Source organism: Microbacterium sp. H37-C3 (assembly GCF_027157935.1).
Lineage (GTDB): Bacteria > Actinomycetota > Actinomycetes > Actinomycetales > Microbacteriaceae > Microbacterium > Microbacterium plantarum.
This window is the reverse complement of record NZ_JAPVLR010000002.1, coordinates 153,601-168,507: the sequence shown is the minus strand read 5'-3', so window position 1 is coordinate 168,507 and position 14,907 is coordinate 153,601. Positions and strand designations below refer to the sequence as shown.

The 14,907-nt window shown below is 69.8% G+C and carries 15 protein-coding genes; 8 read left to right on the top strand and 7 right to left on the bottom strand.

The annotated features are described in order from the left end of the window. Window positions 1-6 precede the first annotated feature (6 nt). Complete coding sequence (locus tag O1W71_RS05855; protein ID WP_269266940.1) at window positions 7-1,095, bottom strand: LacI family DNA-binding transcriptional regulator; 1,089 nt, start codon at window positions 1,093-1,095, stop codon at window positions 7-9. Between the two features lie 134 nt (window positions 1,096-1,229). Between O1W71_RS05855 and O1W71_RS05850 the strand changes: the two genes are divergently transcribed. The 5 genes from O1W71_RS05850 to gtfA are packed head-to-tail and all read left to right on the top strand — an operon-like array spanning window position 1,230 to window position 6,845. Further along, window positions 1,230-2,585: an ABC transporter substrate-binding protein gene (locus tag O1W71_RS05850; protein WP_269266939.1), complete on the top strand. Its 1,356-nt coding sequence runs from the start codon at window positions 1,230-1,232 to the stop codon at window positions 2,583-2,585. A gap of 9 nt (window positions 2,586-2,594) precedes the next feature. Next, a complete protein-coding gene (locus O1W71_RS05845) occupies window positions 2,595-3,557 on the top strand; it encodes a carbohydrate ABC transporter permease (protein ID WP_114588965.1) in 963 nt (320 codons plus the stop codon). Further along, window positions 3,554-4,378, top strand: a complete 825-nt coding sequence (locus O1W71_RS05840) for a carbohydrate ABC transporter permease (protein ID WP_269266938.1) — start codon at window positions 3,554-3,556, stop codon at window positions 4,376-4,378. The genes O1W71_RS05845 and O1W71_RS05840 overlap by 4 nt, the downstream gene beginning before the upstream one ends. Further along, complete coding sequence (locus O1W71_RS05835; RefSeq protein ID WP_269266937.1) at window positions 4,375-5,340, top strand: alpha/beta hydrolase fold domain-containing protein; 966 nt, start codon at window positions 4,375-4,377, stop codon at window positions 5,338-5,340. Before O1W71_RS05840 ends, O1W71_RS05835 begins: the two co-directional genes overlap by 4 nt. A 26-nt stretch (window positions 5,341-5,366) precedes the next feature. Next, the gene (gtfA, locus tag O1W71_RS05830; RefSeq protein WP_269266936.1) at window positions 5,367-6,845 is read left to right on the top strand and encodes a sucrose phosphorylase; all 1,479 of its coding nucleotides are present in this window, start codon (window positions 5,367-5,369) and stop codon (window positions 6,843-6,845) included. 40 nt (window positions 6,846-6,885) lie between these two features. On the opposite strand, the gene O1W71_RS05825 is transcribed toward gtfA, so the two are convergent. Genes O1W71_RS05825 through O1W71_RS05815 form a run of 3 tightly spaced genes read right to left on the bottom strand, consistent with a single transcriptional unit; the run spans window position 6,886 to window position 10,569 of the window. Beyond that, window positions 6,886-8,085 carry a glycoside hydrolase family 3 N-terminal domain-containing protein gene (locus tag O1W71_RS05825; protein ID WP_269266935.1) on the bottom strand — a complete coding sequence of 400 codons (1,200 nt, stop codon included), beginning with the start codon at window positions 8,083-8,085 and terminating at the stop codon, window positions 6,886-6,888. 18 nt (window positions 8,086-8,103) lie between these two features. Further along, on the bottom strand, window positions 8,104-8,310 hold the full coding sequence (locus O1W71_RS05820; protein ID WP_269266934.1) for a YbdD/YjiX family protein: 207 nt from the start codon (window positions 8,308-8,310) through the stop codon (window positions 8,104-8,106). 3 nt (window positions 8,311-8,313) lie between these two features. Continuing rightward, the gene (locus O1W71_RS05815; protein WP_269266933.1) at window positions 8,314-10,569 is read right to left on the bottom strand and encodes a carbon starvation CstA family protein; all 2,256 of its coding nucleotides are present in this window, start codon (window positions 10,567-10,569) and stop codon (window positions 8,314-8,316) included. A gap of 128 nt (window positions 10,570-10,697) precedes the next feature. On the opposite strand from O1W71_RS05815, the gene O1W71_RS05810 reads away from it, so the two are divergent. After that, a complete protein-coding gene (locus tag O1W71_RS05810; RefSeq protein ID WP_112615867.1) occupies window positions 10,698-11,039 on the top strand; it encodes a GNAT family N-acetyltransferase in 342 nt (113 codons plus the stop codon). After that, window positions 11,036-12,007, top strand: a complete 972-nt coding sequence (locus tag O1W71_RS05805; protein WP_269266932.1) for a pirin family protein — start codon at window positions 11,036-11,038, stop codon at window positions 12,005-12,007. Before O1W71_RS05810 ends, O1W71_RS05805 begins: the two co-directional genes overlap by 4 nt. Window positions 12,008-12,205: 198 nt before the next feature. On the opposite strand, the gene O1W71_RS05800 is transcribed toward O1W71_RS05805, so the two are convergent. The 3 genes from O1W71_RS05800 to O1W71_RS05790 form a co-directional block, all read right to left on the bottom strand. Beyond that, window positions 12,206-12,700 (bottom strand): RNA polymerase sigma factor, encoded by a 495-nt coding sequence (locus O1W71_RS05800; RefSeq protein ID WP_269266931.1) that lies wholly within the window; start codon window positions 12,698-12,700, stop codon window positions 12,206-12,208. A 20-nt stretch (window positions 12,701-12,720) separates the two neighbouring features. Beyond that, window positions 12,721-13,251: a hypothetical protein gene (locus O1W71_RS05795; RefSeq protein ID WP_269266930.1), complete on the bottom strand. Its 531-nt coding sequence runs from the start codon at window positions 13,249-13,251 to the stop codon at window positions 12,721-12,723. 113 nt (window positions 13,252-13,364) lie between these two features. After that, on the bottom strand, window positions 13,365-14,327 hold the full coding sequence (locus tag O1W71_RS05790; protein WP_269266929.1) for an NAD-dependent epimerase/dehydratase family protein: 963 nt from the start codon (window positions 14,325-14,327) through the stop codon (window positions 13,365-13,367). A 147-nt stretch (window positions 14,328-14,474) separates the two neighbouring features. Between O1W71_RS05790 and O1W71_RS05785 the strand changes: the two genes are divergently transcribed. Beyond that, window positions 14,475-14,903: a hypothetical protein gene (locus O1W71_RS05785; RefSeq protein ID WP_269266928.1), complete on the top strand. Its 429-nt coding sequence runs from the start codon at window positions 14,475-14,477 to the stop codon at window positions 14,901-14,903. Window positions 14,904-14,907 lie beyond the last annotated feature (4 nt).

Here is a 14,907-nt window from a genome sequence, read left to right as displayed (position 1 = left end):
TCTGCCCTACGCCCGCGGAGCGGCGGCCGCCGCGTCGACCTGGCGCACCGAGGCCCGGACGCGCAGAGGCATGGGCAGCAGCGACGGTGCGACGGCCCCGTCGGCCGCACCGGTGCCGTCCTTCGACGCCTCGACGCGGTCGATGAGCAGCTCGACGGCCCGCTTGCCCATCGCCCGGTGGGGCAGCGCGAAGGTGGTGAGCCCCGGCCGCAGCCATTGCGCGAACGAGACGTCGTCGAACGAGACGACGGACACGTCGTCGGGCACCGCGAGGCCGCGCTCGCCGAGCGCCTGGTAGGCGCCCATCGCCAGGCGGTCGTTGAAACAGATGAGGGCCTGCGGCACGACTCCTCCGTCGAGCAGCTGGGAGGTCAGCCGGAAGCCCTCGGGCGGCAGCCACTGGATGACCGGGCTCCCGGATGCCGGCTCGAGCCCGGCATCCGTCAGCGCGTCGAGGATGCCGTGCAGTCGCTGCTGCGCACCGAGCGAGAACGGCGGCACGTCGTCCTCGGTGGGGCCGGCGCCGATGAGGTGGATGTCGCGGTGCCCGCGCTCGAGCAGGTGCCCGACCGCCTCGCGACCGGCCGCGTACTCGTCGGGAAGCACCCGCGGAACCTCCGTCGCGCCGTCGACCTCGAGGTTGAGCAGGACGGCCGGGCTGCGCGTCGCCTCCGGCGGCAGCGTACGGCGGTGCGTGATCATCGACGCCAGGACGAGGCCGTCGACCTGCCGATCGAACATGGCGTTGAGCAGCTGCCGTTCGAGCTGGACGTCGCCACCGGTCTCGCCGACGAAGACGAGGAAACCCCGGGCACGGGCCGCGTCGATGGCGCCCTTGATCATCTCGCCGGCCAGTCGCGACGAGGCGACGGAGTCGGAGATGAAGGCAAGCGTGCGGGTGCTGCCCGTGCGGAGCCCGACCGAGACGGCGTTGGGTCGGTAGCCGAGCCGCTCGGCTGCTGCGCGCACCCGCTCCTGCAGGGCCTGCGACAGACGCAGCTCGCTGCCGCGCCCGGCGAGGACGAGGGATGCCGTCGATGCCGCTACCCCTGCCTCCGCGGCGACCTGCGCCAGCGTCACGCGCTTGCGGTTCATCTCTCCCCCTCTCGCTCCGGTGCAGCTTCAGTATGCCGCGATTGCGAAGAACCGCCACTGGCTAGTACGTTTTAGCCCAGGTGCTATTTCGTGTTAGCAGCACCTGGCCCTCCACCACCCACAGAAGGTAGACGATGATGTCGACACGAATTCGACGACGTGTTCTCACCACCGCGGCGACCGGCTTCGCCGTCGCGGTCACCCTTTCGGCCTGCGCTCCGCCGAGCGCCGCACCCGCCGGCGAAGGCGCGGCATCCGGCGGTCCGATCCAGACGACCTGCGGAACGGATGACGTCACCCTCGACGCCTACGTCGAGACGGGCTTCCCGGTCTTCAGCGACCTCGCCACCGAGTTCGAGAAGCAGTTCCCGAACGTCACCGTGAACCTGCGCGAAGACCAGTTCGCCGTCATCACCCAGAACGCTCCCCGCGTGCTGGTCGACTCGCCGCCGGACATCATGCGCCTCCCCACGATCGTCGACCTGGTCGACAGCGACCTGCTCTACGACCTCGATCCTTACGCCGAGGCCTACGGCTGGGACCAGTGGCCCTCGTCGCAGCTCGAACAGCTGCGCGTCGACGAGAACGGACAGCGCGGCGACGGCCCGCTGTACGGCATGGGCATCAACTACTCGGTGACAGGCGTCTTCTACAACAAGACCCTCGCTGCGCAGGCCGGCATGACCGAGCCGCCCGCGACGCTCGCCGAGCTCGACGGTTACCTGCAGGCGGCGAAGGATGCCGGGCTCACGCCCGTCGCGCAGTTCAACGGCGGCGCGACCGGAGGCCTCGCCTTCCCGCTGCAGGCGCTCATGGCCTCGTACGGTGAGCCCAGCAAGATCAACGACTGGATCTTCCTCAAGGACGACGCCACGATCGACACTCCTGAGAACCTCGAGGCGGCCGAGCACCTGAAGGGCTGGATCGACGCCGGCTACTTCGCTCCCGACATCAACTCGATGGACTACTCGCAGATGATGAGCCGCTTCATCGGTGGCGAGAGCGTCTTCATCTTCAACGGCGACTGGGAGTCGGGCAACCTCGACGCGCAGATGCCCGACAATGTCGGCTTCTTCCTGATGCCCCCGGTCGAGGCCGGCGGTCAGGTCGGCGCGATGTCAGCGCCGACGACGTACGGTGTCTCGGCCTACGCCGACCAGCCCGACTGCGCGGCGTTCTTCTTCGACTGGGTCGCGACCAACGAGACGGCACGCACCATCGCCGTCGAGTCCGGCGGTTCGCACCCCATGGGCCCGGCCGACGCCTTCATGCCCGAGATCGCCGAGGGCAGCGTCACCGCCGAGACCCTCGCCGCCGGCGCCGACCTCTCGGCGAACAACGGCTCGATGGACTTCATCGCCAACGCGACCGGATCGATCTACGCCAAGACGCTGACGCCGAACCTCCAGGAGCTCTTCGCCGGCAAGCAGACTGCGGACGGCCTGCTGAGCAAGGTGCAGTCCGACTACCTCAGCCAGAAGAAGGAGTAGGCCGCACCGATGACCGTCACCGGACAGCTCGGCGACCGCCGGGCATCCCGGGACTCATCGGCCTCTCGGCCGCGCAGGCGCCGCGTCTCCCCGCGGCGCCTGCGCGAGAGGTCGATCGGTCTCGCCCTGATCGCCCCCGCGCTCATCGCCTACGCGATGTTCGTGCTCATCCCGCTCAGCTCGACCGTCCAGTACTCGTTCTACGACTGGGACGGCATCACCACCGCGACGTGGGCGGGCTTCGACAACTACATCCGGATCTTCACCGACTCGGCGCTGCTCGTCCCGATCCTCAATGCGCTGAAGCTCATCCTGTACTTCTCGATCGTGCCGGTGATCCTCGGTCTGGTCTCGGCCGCCCTCATCCGCAAGCTCGGCGGCAGCCGTCTCGCCGGCGTCTCCCGCACCGTGCTGTTCCTGCCGCAGGTGATCCCCCTCGTCGCCGCCGGCATCATGTGGACGTGGCTGCTCGCCGCCGACGGCCTGGTGAACCAGGCCCTGCGCCTGGTGGGACTCGGTGGCGTCACGCGCGCGTGGCTCGGCGACTTCGACACCGCCCTCCCCGCCGTGGGCGTCATCGGGGCGTGGGTCTCGCTCGGCCTCTGCATGCTGCTCATGCTCTCGGGCATGACCAAGATCGACCCGGCGCTCTACGAGGCCGTCCGCATCGACGGAGCGGGTCCGATCCGCGAGTTCTTCACCGTGACGCTGCCGGCGGTGCGTCAGGAGCTCGGCGTCGCGATCCTCATCACGGTGATCAACGCACTCCGCAGCTTCGACATCATCTACATCTCCACGCAGGGCGGTCCCGGCGGCTCGACCACGGTGCCCGGTCTCGAGATCTACTACCTCGCGTTCTTCCAGCGCGAGGTCGGGCAGGCGTCGGCCCTCGCCGTCGTGCTGACGGTGCTCGTGCTGGTGATCGTCCTGCCCCTGAACCGCATCACGCGCGGAAGCGAGAAAGACGCATGAGAACCTCCGCCGTCGAGGCCTGGACGGGCCGCATCGTCCTGATCGTGGTGATGGTGTTCACGATCATCCCGTTCATCACGCTCTTCGTCACCGCGCTCCACGAGCCCGGCACGTATCCGAAGGGCCTGTCGTGGCCGGAGACCCCGCACTGGGACAACTTCGCGCTCGCCTTCCAGTCGGCCGACATGCTCAAGATGCTCGGATCGAGCGCCCTCATCGAGCTCGGCGTCGTGCCGATCTCGCTCGTCATCGCGACACTGGCGGGCTTCGCACTGGGCCACCTGCGCGTGCCGTTCGCCCGTGCGATCTTCGTGCTGTTCGTGCTCGGCCTGACGCTGCCCTTCGAGGGCATCATCGTGCCGATCTACTACCAGATGAAGGGATACGGCCTCCTCAACACACAGCTGGCGATCGTCCTGCCGCTGATCGGCCTGTTCATGCCGTTTGCCGTGATGTGGATGCGGGCGCACTTCGTGAACATGCCTCACGAGCTGACCGAAGCGGCACGCATCGACGGCGCGACCACATGGCAGCTGTTCTGGCGCATCCACGTGCCGCTGTCGGGCCCGGCGATCTCGTCGCTCGCGATCCTGCTGTTCCTGTGGACCTGGAACCAGTTCCTGCTCGCGATCGTCCTCGTCGACGACCCGACCAAGCGGACCATGGCCGGAGCGCTCGGCGCGTTCCAGGGCCAGTGGGGCACCGACATCCCGCTGCTGTGCGCCGGGTCGATCCTGATCCTGCTGCCGACGCTCCTGGTGTTCCTGATCTTCCAGCGTCAGTTCGTGGCGGCTCTGCTGCAGGGGGCGGTGAAGGGATGACGGATCTCGCCCGGCCTCCCTTCGACAACGCCGTCGCCCGTGCTCTCGCCGAGTTCGACGACCTCGTGGTCGTGTCGATGAGCAGCGACGAGATCCCGCGCGTGCGCGCGTCCGGGGTCGCGGCTCCGCTCGCCGAGCTCACCGCGCACGGCGCCTTCGAGCGCGACGAGCTGCTCGTCCCCGGATGGCGCGAAGACGACCCGCCGGTCGGCGTCGTCGTCTACACGCCCGCCGTCGTGCACCGGCCCGTCCCCGTCATCCTGCACCTGCACGGGGGCGGGCTGATCGCCGGCACCGCCGACTCGGACATGCCCGCTACGGCCGAGCTGGCTGAGCGCACCGGGTGCGCGGTCGTCTCGGTGGAGTACCGGCTCGCCCCCGAGCACCCGTACCCTGCAGCCCTCGAGGATGCCGCTGCCGCTCTCCGCTGGCTGGCCGGGCCCGACGCCCCCGCCGCCCTGGACGGCGACCGCATCATCGTCGCGGGGGTCAGCGCCGGGGGCGGTCTCGCCGCGGCCACGGCCCTGTTCGCCCGCGATCGGGGCGGTCCGCGCATCGCGGGCCTCGTGCTGCTGTGCCCCATGCTCGACCACCGCTCCGACTCGGACTCGGCACGGCAGATGGCGGGTCACGGCTCGTGGGACCGCGACGCCAACGCGACCGCCTGGGCCGCCTACCTCGCCGATGTCGAGGGCGAGATCCCGCCGTACGCGTCACCCGCCGTGGCCGAAACGCTCGCGGGGCTGCCGCCGACCTTCATCGACGTGGGCTCGGCGGAGACGTTCCGCGACGAGTGCGTCGCCTTCGCCCGCCGGATGTGGGCCGATGGCGGCGACGCCGAGCTGCACGTCTGGCCCGGCGGAGCGCACGCCTTCGACTTCCTCGCGCCGTGGACCGTCCTCGCGCGCGACGCGCGACGCGCCCGTCAAGAGTGGCTGCGCCGCCTGCTCCACCGCATCTGACCCCCTCGGAAGAACTCTCAGGACCCATGAACCCCGATTCCCCCCAGCTCATCACCTACGTCGACCGCCTCGGCGGCACCGTCACCGGCATCCGCGATCTGCTCGCCACCCGGCTCTCCGGCGCCTTCGGCGGCGTGCACCTGCTGCCCTACTTCACCCCGTTCGACGGCGCGGACGCCGGCTTCGACCCGGTCGACCACGCCTCGATCGATCCGCGACTGGGCACGTGGGACGACGTCCGCGCGCTGAGCGAGACCCACACGGTCATGAGCGACCTCATCGTCAACCACGTCTCCGCCGACTCAGCGGCCTTCGCCGACGTCCGCCGTCGCGGCGACGGCTCGCCGTTCGCACCGATGTTCCTCACGCTCGACTCCGTCTTCCCGGGCGGCGTCACCGAGGCCGACCTCACCCGCATCTACCGCCCGCGCCCGGGCCTCCCGTTCACCGCCATGGTGCTCGGCGACCGGCTGCGGCTGGTGTGGACCACGTTCACCTCCGAGCAGATCGACATCGACCTCCGCACCGACGCGGCCTGGGAGTACCTGACCGAGGTCATCGACGCGCTTGTCGCGGGCGGCACCTCGATGCTCCGGCTCGACGCCGTCGGCTACACGGGCAAGGAAGCCGGCACCAGCTGCTTCATGACGGCCGCGACCGAGCGCTACACGCAGCGCATCCTCCAGCTCGCCCACGACCGGGGCGCCCAGGTGCTGCTCGAGATCCACGGGCACCACACGCAGCAGATCGCGATCGCGCAGACGGTCGACTACGTCTACGACTTCGCACTGCCGCCCCTCGTGCTGCACGCGCTCCACGCGCGCGACGCGCGCCCGCTCGAGCGCTGGCTCGAGATCCGCCCTGCGAACTCCATCACGGTCCTCGACACCCACGACGGCATCGGCATCATCGACGTCGGCGTGAGCGACCTCGCCCCCGGCGAACCGGGCCTGCTCGAGCCCGAGCAGATCGACGCACTCGTCGAGGCGATCCACGACGCCAGCGGCGGCACCAGCCGGCAGGCCACCGGGGCTGCGGCATCCAACCTCGACCTGTACCAGGTCAACTGCACGTTCTACGACGCCCTCGGCCGCGACGACCGGCGGTACGCGCTCGCCCGGCTGCTGCAGATCATGACCCCGGGCATCCCGCAGGTGTACTACGTCGGGCTGCTCGCTGGCGAGAACGACATGGATCTGCTGAAGGCCACCGGCGTCGGTCGCGACGTGAACCGGCACCACTACACACCCGACGAGATCGACGCCGCACTGGCGCGACCGGTCGTCGGGCTCCAGCTCGACGCGCTCCGCCTGCGCGCCACCCACCCCGCTTTCACCGGAGCGTTCTCGCACGACCTGCGGGGCACTCACGGTGAGCTGCGGTGGGATGCCGCCGACGCGTCGGTCACGCTCGGCTTCGACCTCGGCGACGCCTCGTTCCAGCTGACGGCGACCGACGGCTCGGCGACGAGCACCTGGTCGCACGCGCGTCTCGTCGAAGACTGAGCCGAGGCGGGTGGGGCGGGCGACCGCCTCACCCGCAGCATCAGTCGGCCGTGCCGGCATCCTTCGCCTCGAGCACCCGGCCGCACGACTCGTCGACCCGCGCGGCGAACGCCGGATCGGACTGCGCCCGGGCAAGCACCGCGTCGTACATCGCGGGGAGCACCGTCGGATCGGCCGACGCCAGCACGATGTCGACCCCGGCCGACAGCGCCTCGACGGCCCGATCGCCGGGGGCGACGATCTCCGCTGCCGCCGCGGCCGAGAGGTCATCGGTGATCACGACGCCGTCGAAACCGACGCGATCGCGCAGCAGGCCGAGCACCGCCGGAGAGAACGCGGCCGGGTGATCCGGATCGATGTGCTGATACCGCGCCGTGCCGACCATGACGAGCGACGGACCGGATGCCGTGAGCTCGCGGTACACGTCGACATCCGGCGAGTCCGCCGAGACCACGCTGTCGAGCACTTCGGCGGTGTAGTCGGTGTTGGCATCCACCCGGCCGAGCCCGGGGAAGTGCTTGAACGTCGGCAGCACGCCCGATGCGCGCATTCCGTCTGCAAATGCGCCGGCGCCCGCGGCGACGGCCTGTTCGTCGTAGCCGTACTGCCGCCCGAGCGCGCCGATCGGCGGGTTGTTCAAGCGCGTCTCGGCGCTCGTGACGATGTCGGCCACGGGGGCGAGATTGACGTCGATGCCCGCGGCGGCCAGCTGCCCGCCCCAGGCGGTGGCGGCCGTGCGGAGCGCGTCGGGGCCGAGGTCGGCCTGCCGGATAGCGTAGGGAATCTCGTCGAACCCGGGTCCGCTCAGCACCTGCACCTCGCCGCCCTCCTGGTCGGTCGCGACCCAGAGCTCCGGTGATCCGTCGATGGCGAGGTCGCGGAACTGCGCGACGAGAGCCGCCGTGGCCTCGACGCCCGAGCTCGAGCGGCCGTGGAGGAAGAGGCCGCCCACGCCGCGGTCGCGGATCGCGGCTGCGGCATCCGGCGAGACCGTGTCGACCGGCGTGCCCACCATGAGCACCTGACCGACGCACCCTTCGAGCCCGAGGGCCGCGGCGGGGTCGGGTGAGGCTGTGGGAGTCGGGGGTGCCGGAGCCGTCGCGGTCGGGCTCGGGGCGGACGTCGTCGGGTCGGCCGGTTCGGGCTCGGGGGCGCAGCCGACGGCGAGCGCCAGCACCCCGACCAGGGCGGCGGCGAACGCGGAACGGGCGGCGCGCGAGGAGGAGGGAGTGCGGGTCACCCCTCCATGGTCACCCGGTCAGCAGCAGCGCGCACCCGGGTTGCGGTCCTGGTCGTCCATGCGCTGGCGCCAGAACTGCCGCTCGGTGAGGGGCGGGGTGTCCGGGTGCGTCCGGCGCTGGTGGGCGAGGTACGTCGCGTACGCGTTGTCGCCCATGAGCGAGGTGACGTACCAGTGCAGCGCACGCGCGGCGCGGAGGACGGCCCGACCGGCACTCTGCACCATCGGTCAGTGCCCCCGGCGGGCGGTCTCGGCCCGCTCCTCGGCGAGCAGCGGCTCCCACTCCTTCTCGAGCTCGCGCTCGGGGGCGGTGGGGATGAATCCGGCAGGCGCGAAGCGGCGAGACGGGACGGCGGGGTCTTCGGTCTCCTCTCCCCCGCCCCGCACGATCGCGCGCACGGCGACCACGACGGCCGAGACGATCACGATGATCGCGAGGACGACGAAGACGATCGACAGGGTGCCCTGCACCCCCGTGTTGCGGATGACCGCCTCGACGGTGGCGACCGGGCCGAGGCTCTCGTCTCCCGAGGCGAGGGCGTCGCGGTAGCGGAAGTGGTTCGCCCAGTAGCCGATCGCCGGCACCGGCGAGAAGATCTTGTACGCCGAGGCCGTGATCGTCACGACCGCGGTGAAGGCCAGCGGCACGGCGATGATCCAGATCCACTTCACGTACGAGCGCCCGCGCTTCGCGACGATCGCGAGCACGACGGCGAGCGCGATCGCCGCGAGCAGCTGATTGGCGATGCCGAACAGCGGGAAGAAGGTGTTGATGCCGCCGAGCGGGTCGGTGACGCCGAGGATCAGGATGGCGCCCCAGCCGGCGACCATGATGGCCGTGGTGATCCAGACACCCGGACGCCACGACACGTCGCGGAACTTCGGGATCCACGCGCCGATGGAGTCCTGCAGCATGAAGCGGGCGACGCGGGTTCCGGCATCCACCGCGGTGAGGATGAACAGCGCCTCGAACATGATCGCGAAGTGGTACCAGAACGACATCATCGCCTGGCCGCCGAGGGCCTGCTGCATGATGTGCGCGAGCCCGAGCGCGAGAGTCGGCGCGCCGCCGGTGCGCGAGACGATCGACTCCTCGCCGACGTCGGCCGCCGTCGAGATCAGCAGGTCGGGCGTGATCTCGACCCCGGTGAGACCGAGCGAGTTGACGAAGGCGACCGCGCCTTCGACGGTGCCGCCGGTCGCCGCCGACGGAGCGTTCATCGCGAAGTAGATGCCCTGGTCGATCGAGATCGCGGCGACGAGCGCCATGATCGCGACGAAGGACTCCATCAGCATGCCGCCGTAGCCGATGAAGCGCGTCTGGCGCTCCTTCTCGACGAGCTTCGGCGTCGTCCCCGAGGCGATGAGCGCATGGAACCCGGACAGCGCACCACAGGCGATCGTGACGAACAGGAACGGGAAGAGCGGACCCGCGAACACCGGGCCGAGCCCGTTCTCACCGAAGATCGTGACCGCCGGCACCGAGATCTCGGGGCGGACGAGCACGATCGCCCCGGCGAGCATGACGATGACGCCGATCTTCATGAACGTCGAGAGGTAGTCGCGCGGAGCGAGCAGCAGCCACACCGGCAGCACCGCGGCGATGAAGCCGTAGATGATGATGCCCCACGCGATGACCGTGCGGTCGAGGTGGAAGATCTCCTGCCCCCAGGTGGTGTCGGCGACCCATCCGCCCGCGATGATCGCGCCCATCAGCAGCACGAACCCGATGATCGACACCTCGGTGACCTTGCCGGGCCGGAGGTAGCGCAGGTAGACGCCCATGAAGAGCGCGATCGGGATCGTCATCGACACCGAGAAGACGCCCCACGGGCTCTCGCCGAGCGCGTTCACCACGACGAGCGCGAGGATCGCGACGATGATCAGCATGATGAGCAGGGATGCCACGATCGCGGCGGTTCCGCCGATGCGCCCGAGCTCCTGACGGGCCATCTGCCCGATCGTCCGGCCGCCCCGGCGCATCGAGAAGAAGAGCACGGTGTAGTCCTGCACGGCGCCCGCGACGACGACGCCGACGATGATCCAGATCGTCCCGGGCAGGAACCCCATCTGCGCCGCGAGCACCGGGCCGACGAGCGGACCGGCGCCGGCGATGGCCGCGAAGTGGTGGCCGTAGAGCACGCGGCGGTCGGTCGGCACGTAGTCCTTGCCGTCCTGCTTGACCTCGGCGGGCGTGGCCCGACGGTCGTCGGGACGCAGCAGGTAGCGCTCGATGACCTTCGAGTAGAACCGGTAGCCGATCAGGTACGTGCAGACGGCCGCGAAGACGAACCAGATCGCATTGACCGTCTCGCCGCGAACCACGGCGAGCATGACCCACGCGAGTCCACCGAGCAACGCGACCGCGATCCAGATCACGACCTTGAGCGGTGTCCAACGGGCGGCGGCGCGATGCTGGTCGTCGGAGACCGCGACCGGCGGCAGTTTCGGATCGGTGACGATGTCGGACGAGGATCGAGGCATCGGTTCTCCTGGGGGAAGGCGCTTCATTGCGTTTTCTCAGCTTAGGCGGACGCACTGCGGCAATCCCGGTATTCGGTCGTAATGGTCTCGGACGGCCTTACCGTGGAGGTGATCGAGAGGAGATCACCATGACCGACGAGACCCCCACCGTGATCCGCAACGACGAGCAGGACCGCTACGACCTCCACGTCGGCGACGTGGCCGCCGGTTTCGCCGCCTTCCGGCGCGACGACGAGGGGCGCCTGGTGTTCGATCACACCGAGGTCGACAAGGCCTTCGGCGGGCGCGGCCTCGGCAAGGCGCTGGCCGCCGATGCGCTCGCCGACGTCGCGCGCCGTGGCGAGACCGTCGTTCCCGAGTGCCCGTTCATCGTGAAGTTCCTTCGTGAGAACGAGGTTCCCGGCCTGAAGATCGAGTGGCGCGACGAGGATGCCGCCGACGCCGCTGCCCCGGCGGAACCGTCGGCGTGACCCGCTTCGACGCCGAGACGGCGCCCGTCGACGAAGACGCGGGGACGGGTTCTCCCGGTCCGCGACGGGCGTTGCTCGAGGCGCGCGAGGTGCCGCTCGGCGGCGTGCGGGCGATGTCGGTGTACCGCTTTCTGCCACAGCGCGATCTGCCGCTCGTCGGCGCCTGGTGCTTTCTCGACCGCTTCGGCCCGCAGCGCACGCGGATGCGCGTTGAGCCGCATCCGCACATCGGACTGCAGACCGTCACCTGGCCGCTCGCCGGCGAGGTGCACCACCGTGACACGCTCGGCAGCGATGTCGTCATCGAGCGCGGCGCACTGAACATCATGACCAGCGGTGCCGGCATCGCCCACTCCGAGTATTCGGTCGGCGATGAGCCGATCCCGCTCGATGCCCTGCAGCTGTGGGTCGCACTCCCCGAGGAGCGCCGCCATGGCGCCCCCGATTTCGAGCGTCACGTCGACCTGCCCGAGCACGACCTCGGCGGCGGCGCCAGGGCGACCGTCGTCGTCGGCGAACTCGCCGGAAGCGTCTCGCCCGCGACGATGCACACGCCGATCGTCGGCGCCGAGCTGCGGCTGCCCGCCGGGGCGGTCGTCGACCTGCCCCTCGAGACCGCGTGGGAGTACGCCGTCGTGCCGGTCTTCGGCTCCGTCCGGGTGAATGGGGCGGAGGATGCGGTCGCGCCCGGTGCCCTGCTCTACCTCGGCGACGGCCGTGACAGCGTTCGCCTGACAACCGGCGACGAGGAGGCGACGGTCTTCCTCCTGGGCGGCGAGCCGTTCGGCGACGAGATCGTCATGTGGTGGAACTTCGTCGGCCGCAGCCACGATGAGATCGAGCTCGCCCGCGAGGAGTGGGAAGCGGCATCCGATCGGTTCGGCCACGTCGTCGGTCACGGCGACGAGCGCATCCCCGCCCCGCCGCTCCCGCACGTGCGGCTGACGCCCCGCCGCCGGCGGCTCTGACTCATCCCCTCATGGATGTGTTGGCTGGTTCAGGTCGCGCGGGTCAGGTATCGCTGTGGGTGGCGTGAGGCCAATGGTGAGCATGCTGACACCGCTACGAATGATGAGTGCCCCCGTCTTCATGCTCGGACTGTAGCGGTCTGAGTTCTCGCGAGGGGCTACCGAAGCACTTTTCCGCCTTCCACCAGACGCGGCCCGTCAGACGCGTTCGGTGTGCAGGAGCGTCTGCAGGATCGACCTCGCCCTCGCGTGTCGGCTGCGCACCGTGGCGGCGTTCATTCCCAGGTGCCGCGCGGCCTCCACCAGCGTGAATCCATCCCAGTAGACGAGGCGGATGATCTCCTGATCGACCGCCTGGAGCTTGGTGACCGCGGCGCGCACATCGGCGGAATGATCCTGCTCCTCGACCGGCGCCAACTCTGCGAGGTGTCGTGCGAGCTTGTTCGTGAGCGCATGCCGACGTGCACGCGACCGCCAGCCTTGGGAAAGAACGCGGCGAGCGATACCGAACATCCACATCCGCGCCTCGACGGCATCGGACGGAACCGACCGCGCCTTGCGCCACACGACAACGAGGGTTTCACCCAGGAGGTCTGCGGCATCTTCGCGATCGGGCACACGCCGGACGAAGTAGTCCAGGAGTGCACCGGCGTGATCCTTCACGAGCCGGGCGACGCGCTCGTCGTTGGTCACGGCGGGCTCAGGTGCCCCCGTCAATGCAGCTGTCCCGTGCAGTCGGTGTCGGTGCCGACACCACCGTCGCCGGGCAGGATGTGAACGTCAGCCCCGGCGAAGACCACATCCTGCGCCGCCCCGAAGAACGGCGCGAAGTCACCGGCCGCGTCGCGCTTGAGGGCCTCCTCGTAGATCCGCTGTCCCACACCCTCCCAGTTCTGAGCCGCGATGTACTCGACGGCCTTCGTGTTGGTCTCGACGTGGTCGAGCTCGCCGTTGAAGAGCTCGATGGAGCAAGAGATCTGCAGACCGGTGTCGGTGACGTAAGAGACGGGAATCTCGAAGTCTGGGATCATTCGCGGGTCGGTGCCGGCTGTAGACGCGAGCGCGATTCCCGGCAAGGCGAGCACCGGCACAGCGACCCACGACAGCCGGCGGACGCGCCGCCGACGCGCGGCATGAATGCGCGCTGCGATCCCGACGCGTTCTACTTCAGCTGCGACCATTCCGTCCGTTGATACGCGGCGCGGGGCACTTGCCCGCAACAGGTCATCAATCGATGTGTCCATGGATTCCTCCTCGGTGCTCACCACGTACATGGCCGGACCTCGGTCGAACGTTGCACGGCAGAGAGAAGTCGTCGCCGACAGCTTTCGGCCGCGCGCCAGGAGAAGTGAATGGTCTAGCGGACGGCGGCGAGGACCTCCTGCTCCTCGTCCACCGTCAGCCCGGAGCGCCGAGGCCGGTCGAGGCCGCGCGAGATCTCGTCCGTGAGCACCCGGGTCAGGGTGTCAGCGAGCGGTCGCGACCGACCTCCTGTGGCAACGAAGGCGCTTCCAGCTCGCTGAGCGAAGCCCACGGTCTCGATCGGCAGCCACAACGGGAGAGACCGAGGGCCGGCCCAATAGTGCACGTCGAGAGCGAGGAGCTCTTCGTCGTCAACCGTGATGAGTTCGCCCTCGAACCCGGCGACGGACCCCGCGGCGCGCAAGAAGTCATCCATCGTGTGAACCTCGCCGACGGCGTTGACGGCTCCGGTGAGCCCGGCGGCGCCCGCGCCGACGATCCACGCAGCGAGGTCGTCGACGTCGATGAACTGGACGAATCGGTGACCCGTCGTCGGAGCGAGCACGTCGCCACCGCGGTGCAGCCGCGCCGGCCAGTAGCCGAGACGATCGCTCGGATCACCCGGACCCGCGATCAGGCCGGGTCGAGCGATGAGCAGGCGGTCACCGACCGCGGCAGCGGAGGCGCGCTCGGCGGCCACTTTCGCGTCGGGATACTCGGCGAGGTTCTGCGGTTCGACCAGCGGCGCCGTCTCGTCGGCGCCGGGCGTGCTGTTGTCGGCGTACACCGAAACGGTCGACACGAGAGTCCAGTGCGCCGCGCGGTCCGCGAGCGCGTCCAGAGCGGACTCCACGAGCTGCGGCTCGGAGGCGAGCTCGATCACCTCATCCCATGCGCCCCCGACGCCGTCATAGGCACCCAGACGTGAGCGGTCGGTCCGCACAAACTCCACCCCGTCCGGCACCGATCCCGATTCGCCGCGCGCGACGCAGACCACCTCGGCCCCGCTGTCGCGCGCCTGCCGGGCGATCTCGCGCCCGAGCCATCCGGTCCCACCCAGCACGAGAATCCGTCTCATGCCCGCCAGTCAACCGGCATCGACCGGCGCGGACGAATCACCTTCGCTGTCGGCGCAACCCGCGCGCCGCGACGTCATCCGCAAGATGGACGACGCTCATCCGGCCGAGCGACGACGCCGGCCGCGGCGGTTCGTAGCGTCGATGTCATGACCAAGCCACGTCTCCCCCGCGACCTTCCGCCCGGCGCCGCCGCCCTCGGCATGGCGGCCATCCTGCTGACCCTGTCGGGTTGCGCCGCCGTCGACTCCGTCGCGTACGGCAGAGCCGAAAGCACCTACGCGACGGCGAACGATCTCGCGCAGGCCCACGACGAGGCACCTGCCTGGATGCCGGCCGACGCACGCGACATCACACGCGTCGTGTCGACCCGCGCCCAGGCGGAATCCCTGATGTTCTCGAGCACCGACGGACTGGCGGGGTGCGAAGACGTCGAGCGACTCTCCGCCCCCACCATGGAGATCGCCTCGGCCCCCGATGTCTACGCGATCGATCGCGTCGCCGTCTGCGACGAGTGGGCGGTGGCGAAAAGCGACGGCACCTACTACGCCTGGACCCCGGCCACGGAAGCCGAGTAGCCCC

Bases quoted from the DNA above. Each gene is read 5' to 3' on its own strand.
- O1W71_RS05855 (WP_269266940.1), bottom strand. From the start codon at position 1,095: ATGAACCGCAAGCGCGTGACGCTGGCGCAGGTCGCCGCGGAGGCAGGG.
- O1W71_RS05850 (WP_269266939.1), top strand. From the start codon at position 1,230: ATGATGTCGACACGAATTCGACGACGTGTTCTCACCACCGCGGCGACC.
- O1W71_RS05845 (WP_114588965.1), top strand. From the start codon at position 2,595: ATGACCGTCACCGGACAGCTCGGCGACCGCCGGGCATCCCGGGACTCA.
- O1W71_RS05840 (WP_269266938.1), top strand. From the start codon at position 3,554: ATGAGAACCTCCGCCGTCGAGGCCTGGACGGGCCGCATCGTCCTGATC.
- O1W71_RS05835 (WP_269266937.1), top strand. From the start codon at position 4,375: ATGACGGATCTCGCCCGGCCTCCCTTCGACAACGCCGTCGCCCGTGCT.
- gtfA (WP_269266936.1), top strand. From the start codon at position 5,367: ATGAACCCCGATTCCCCCCAGCTCATCACCTACGTCGACCGCCTCGGC.
- O1W71_RS05820 (WP_269266934.1), bottom strand. From the start codon at position 8,310: ATGGTGCAGAGTGCCGGTCGGGCCGTCCTCCGCGCCGCGCGTGCGCTG.
- O1W71_RS05815 (WP_269266933.1), bottom strand. From the start codon at position 10,569: ATGCCTCGATCCTCGTCCGACATCGTCACCGATCCGAAACTGCCGCCG.
- O1W71_RS05810 (WP_112615867.1), top strand. From the start codon at position 10,698: ATGACCGACGAGACCCCCACCGTGATCCGCAACGACGAGCAGGACCGC.
- O1W71_RS05795 (WP_269266930.1), bottom strand. From the start codon at position 13,251: ATGGACACATCGATTGATGACCTGTTGCGGGCAAGTGCCCCGCGCCGC.
- O1W71_RS05790 (WP_269266929.1), bottom strand. From the start codon at position 14,327: ATGAGACGGATTCTCGTGCTGGGTGGGACCGGATGGCTCGGGCGCGAG.
- O1W71_RS05785 (WP_269266928.1), top strand. From the start codon at position 14,475: ATGACCAAGCCACGTCTCCCCCGCGACCTTCCGCCCGGCGCCGCCGCC.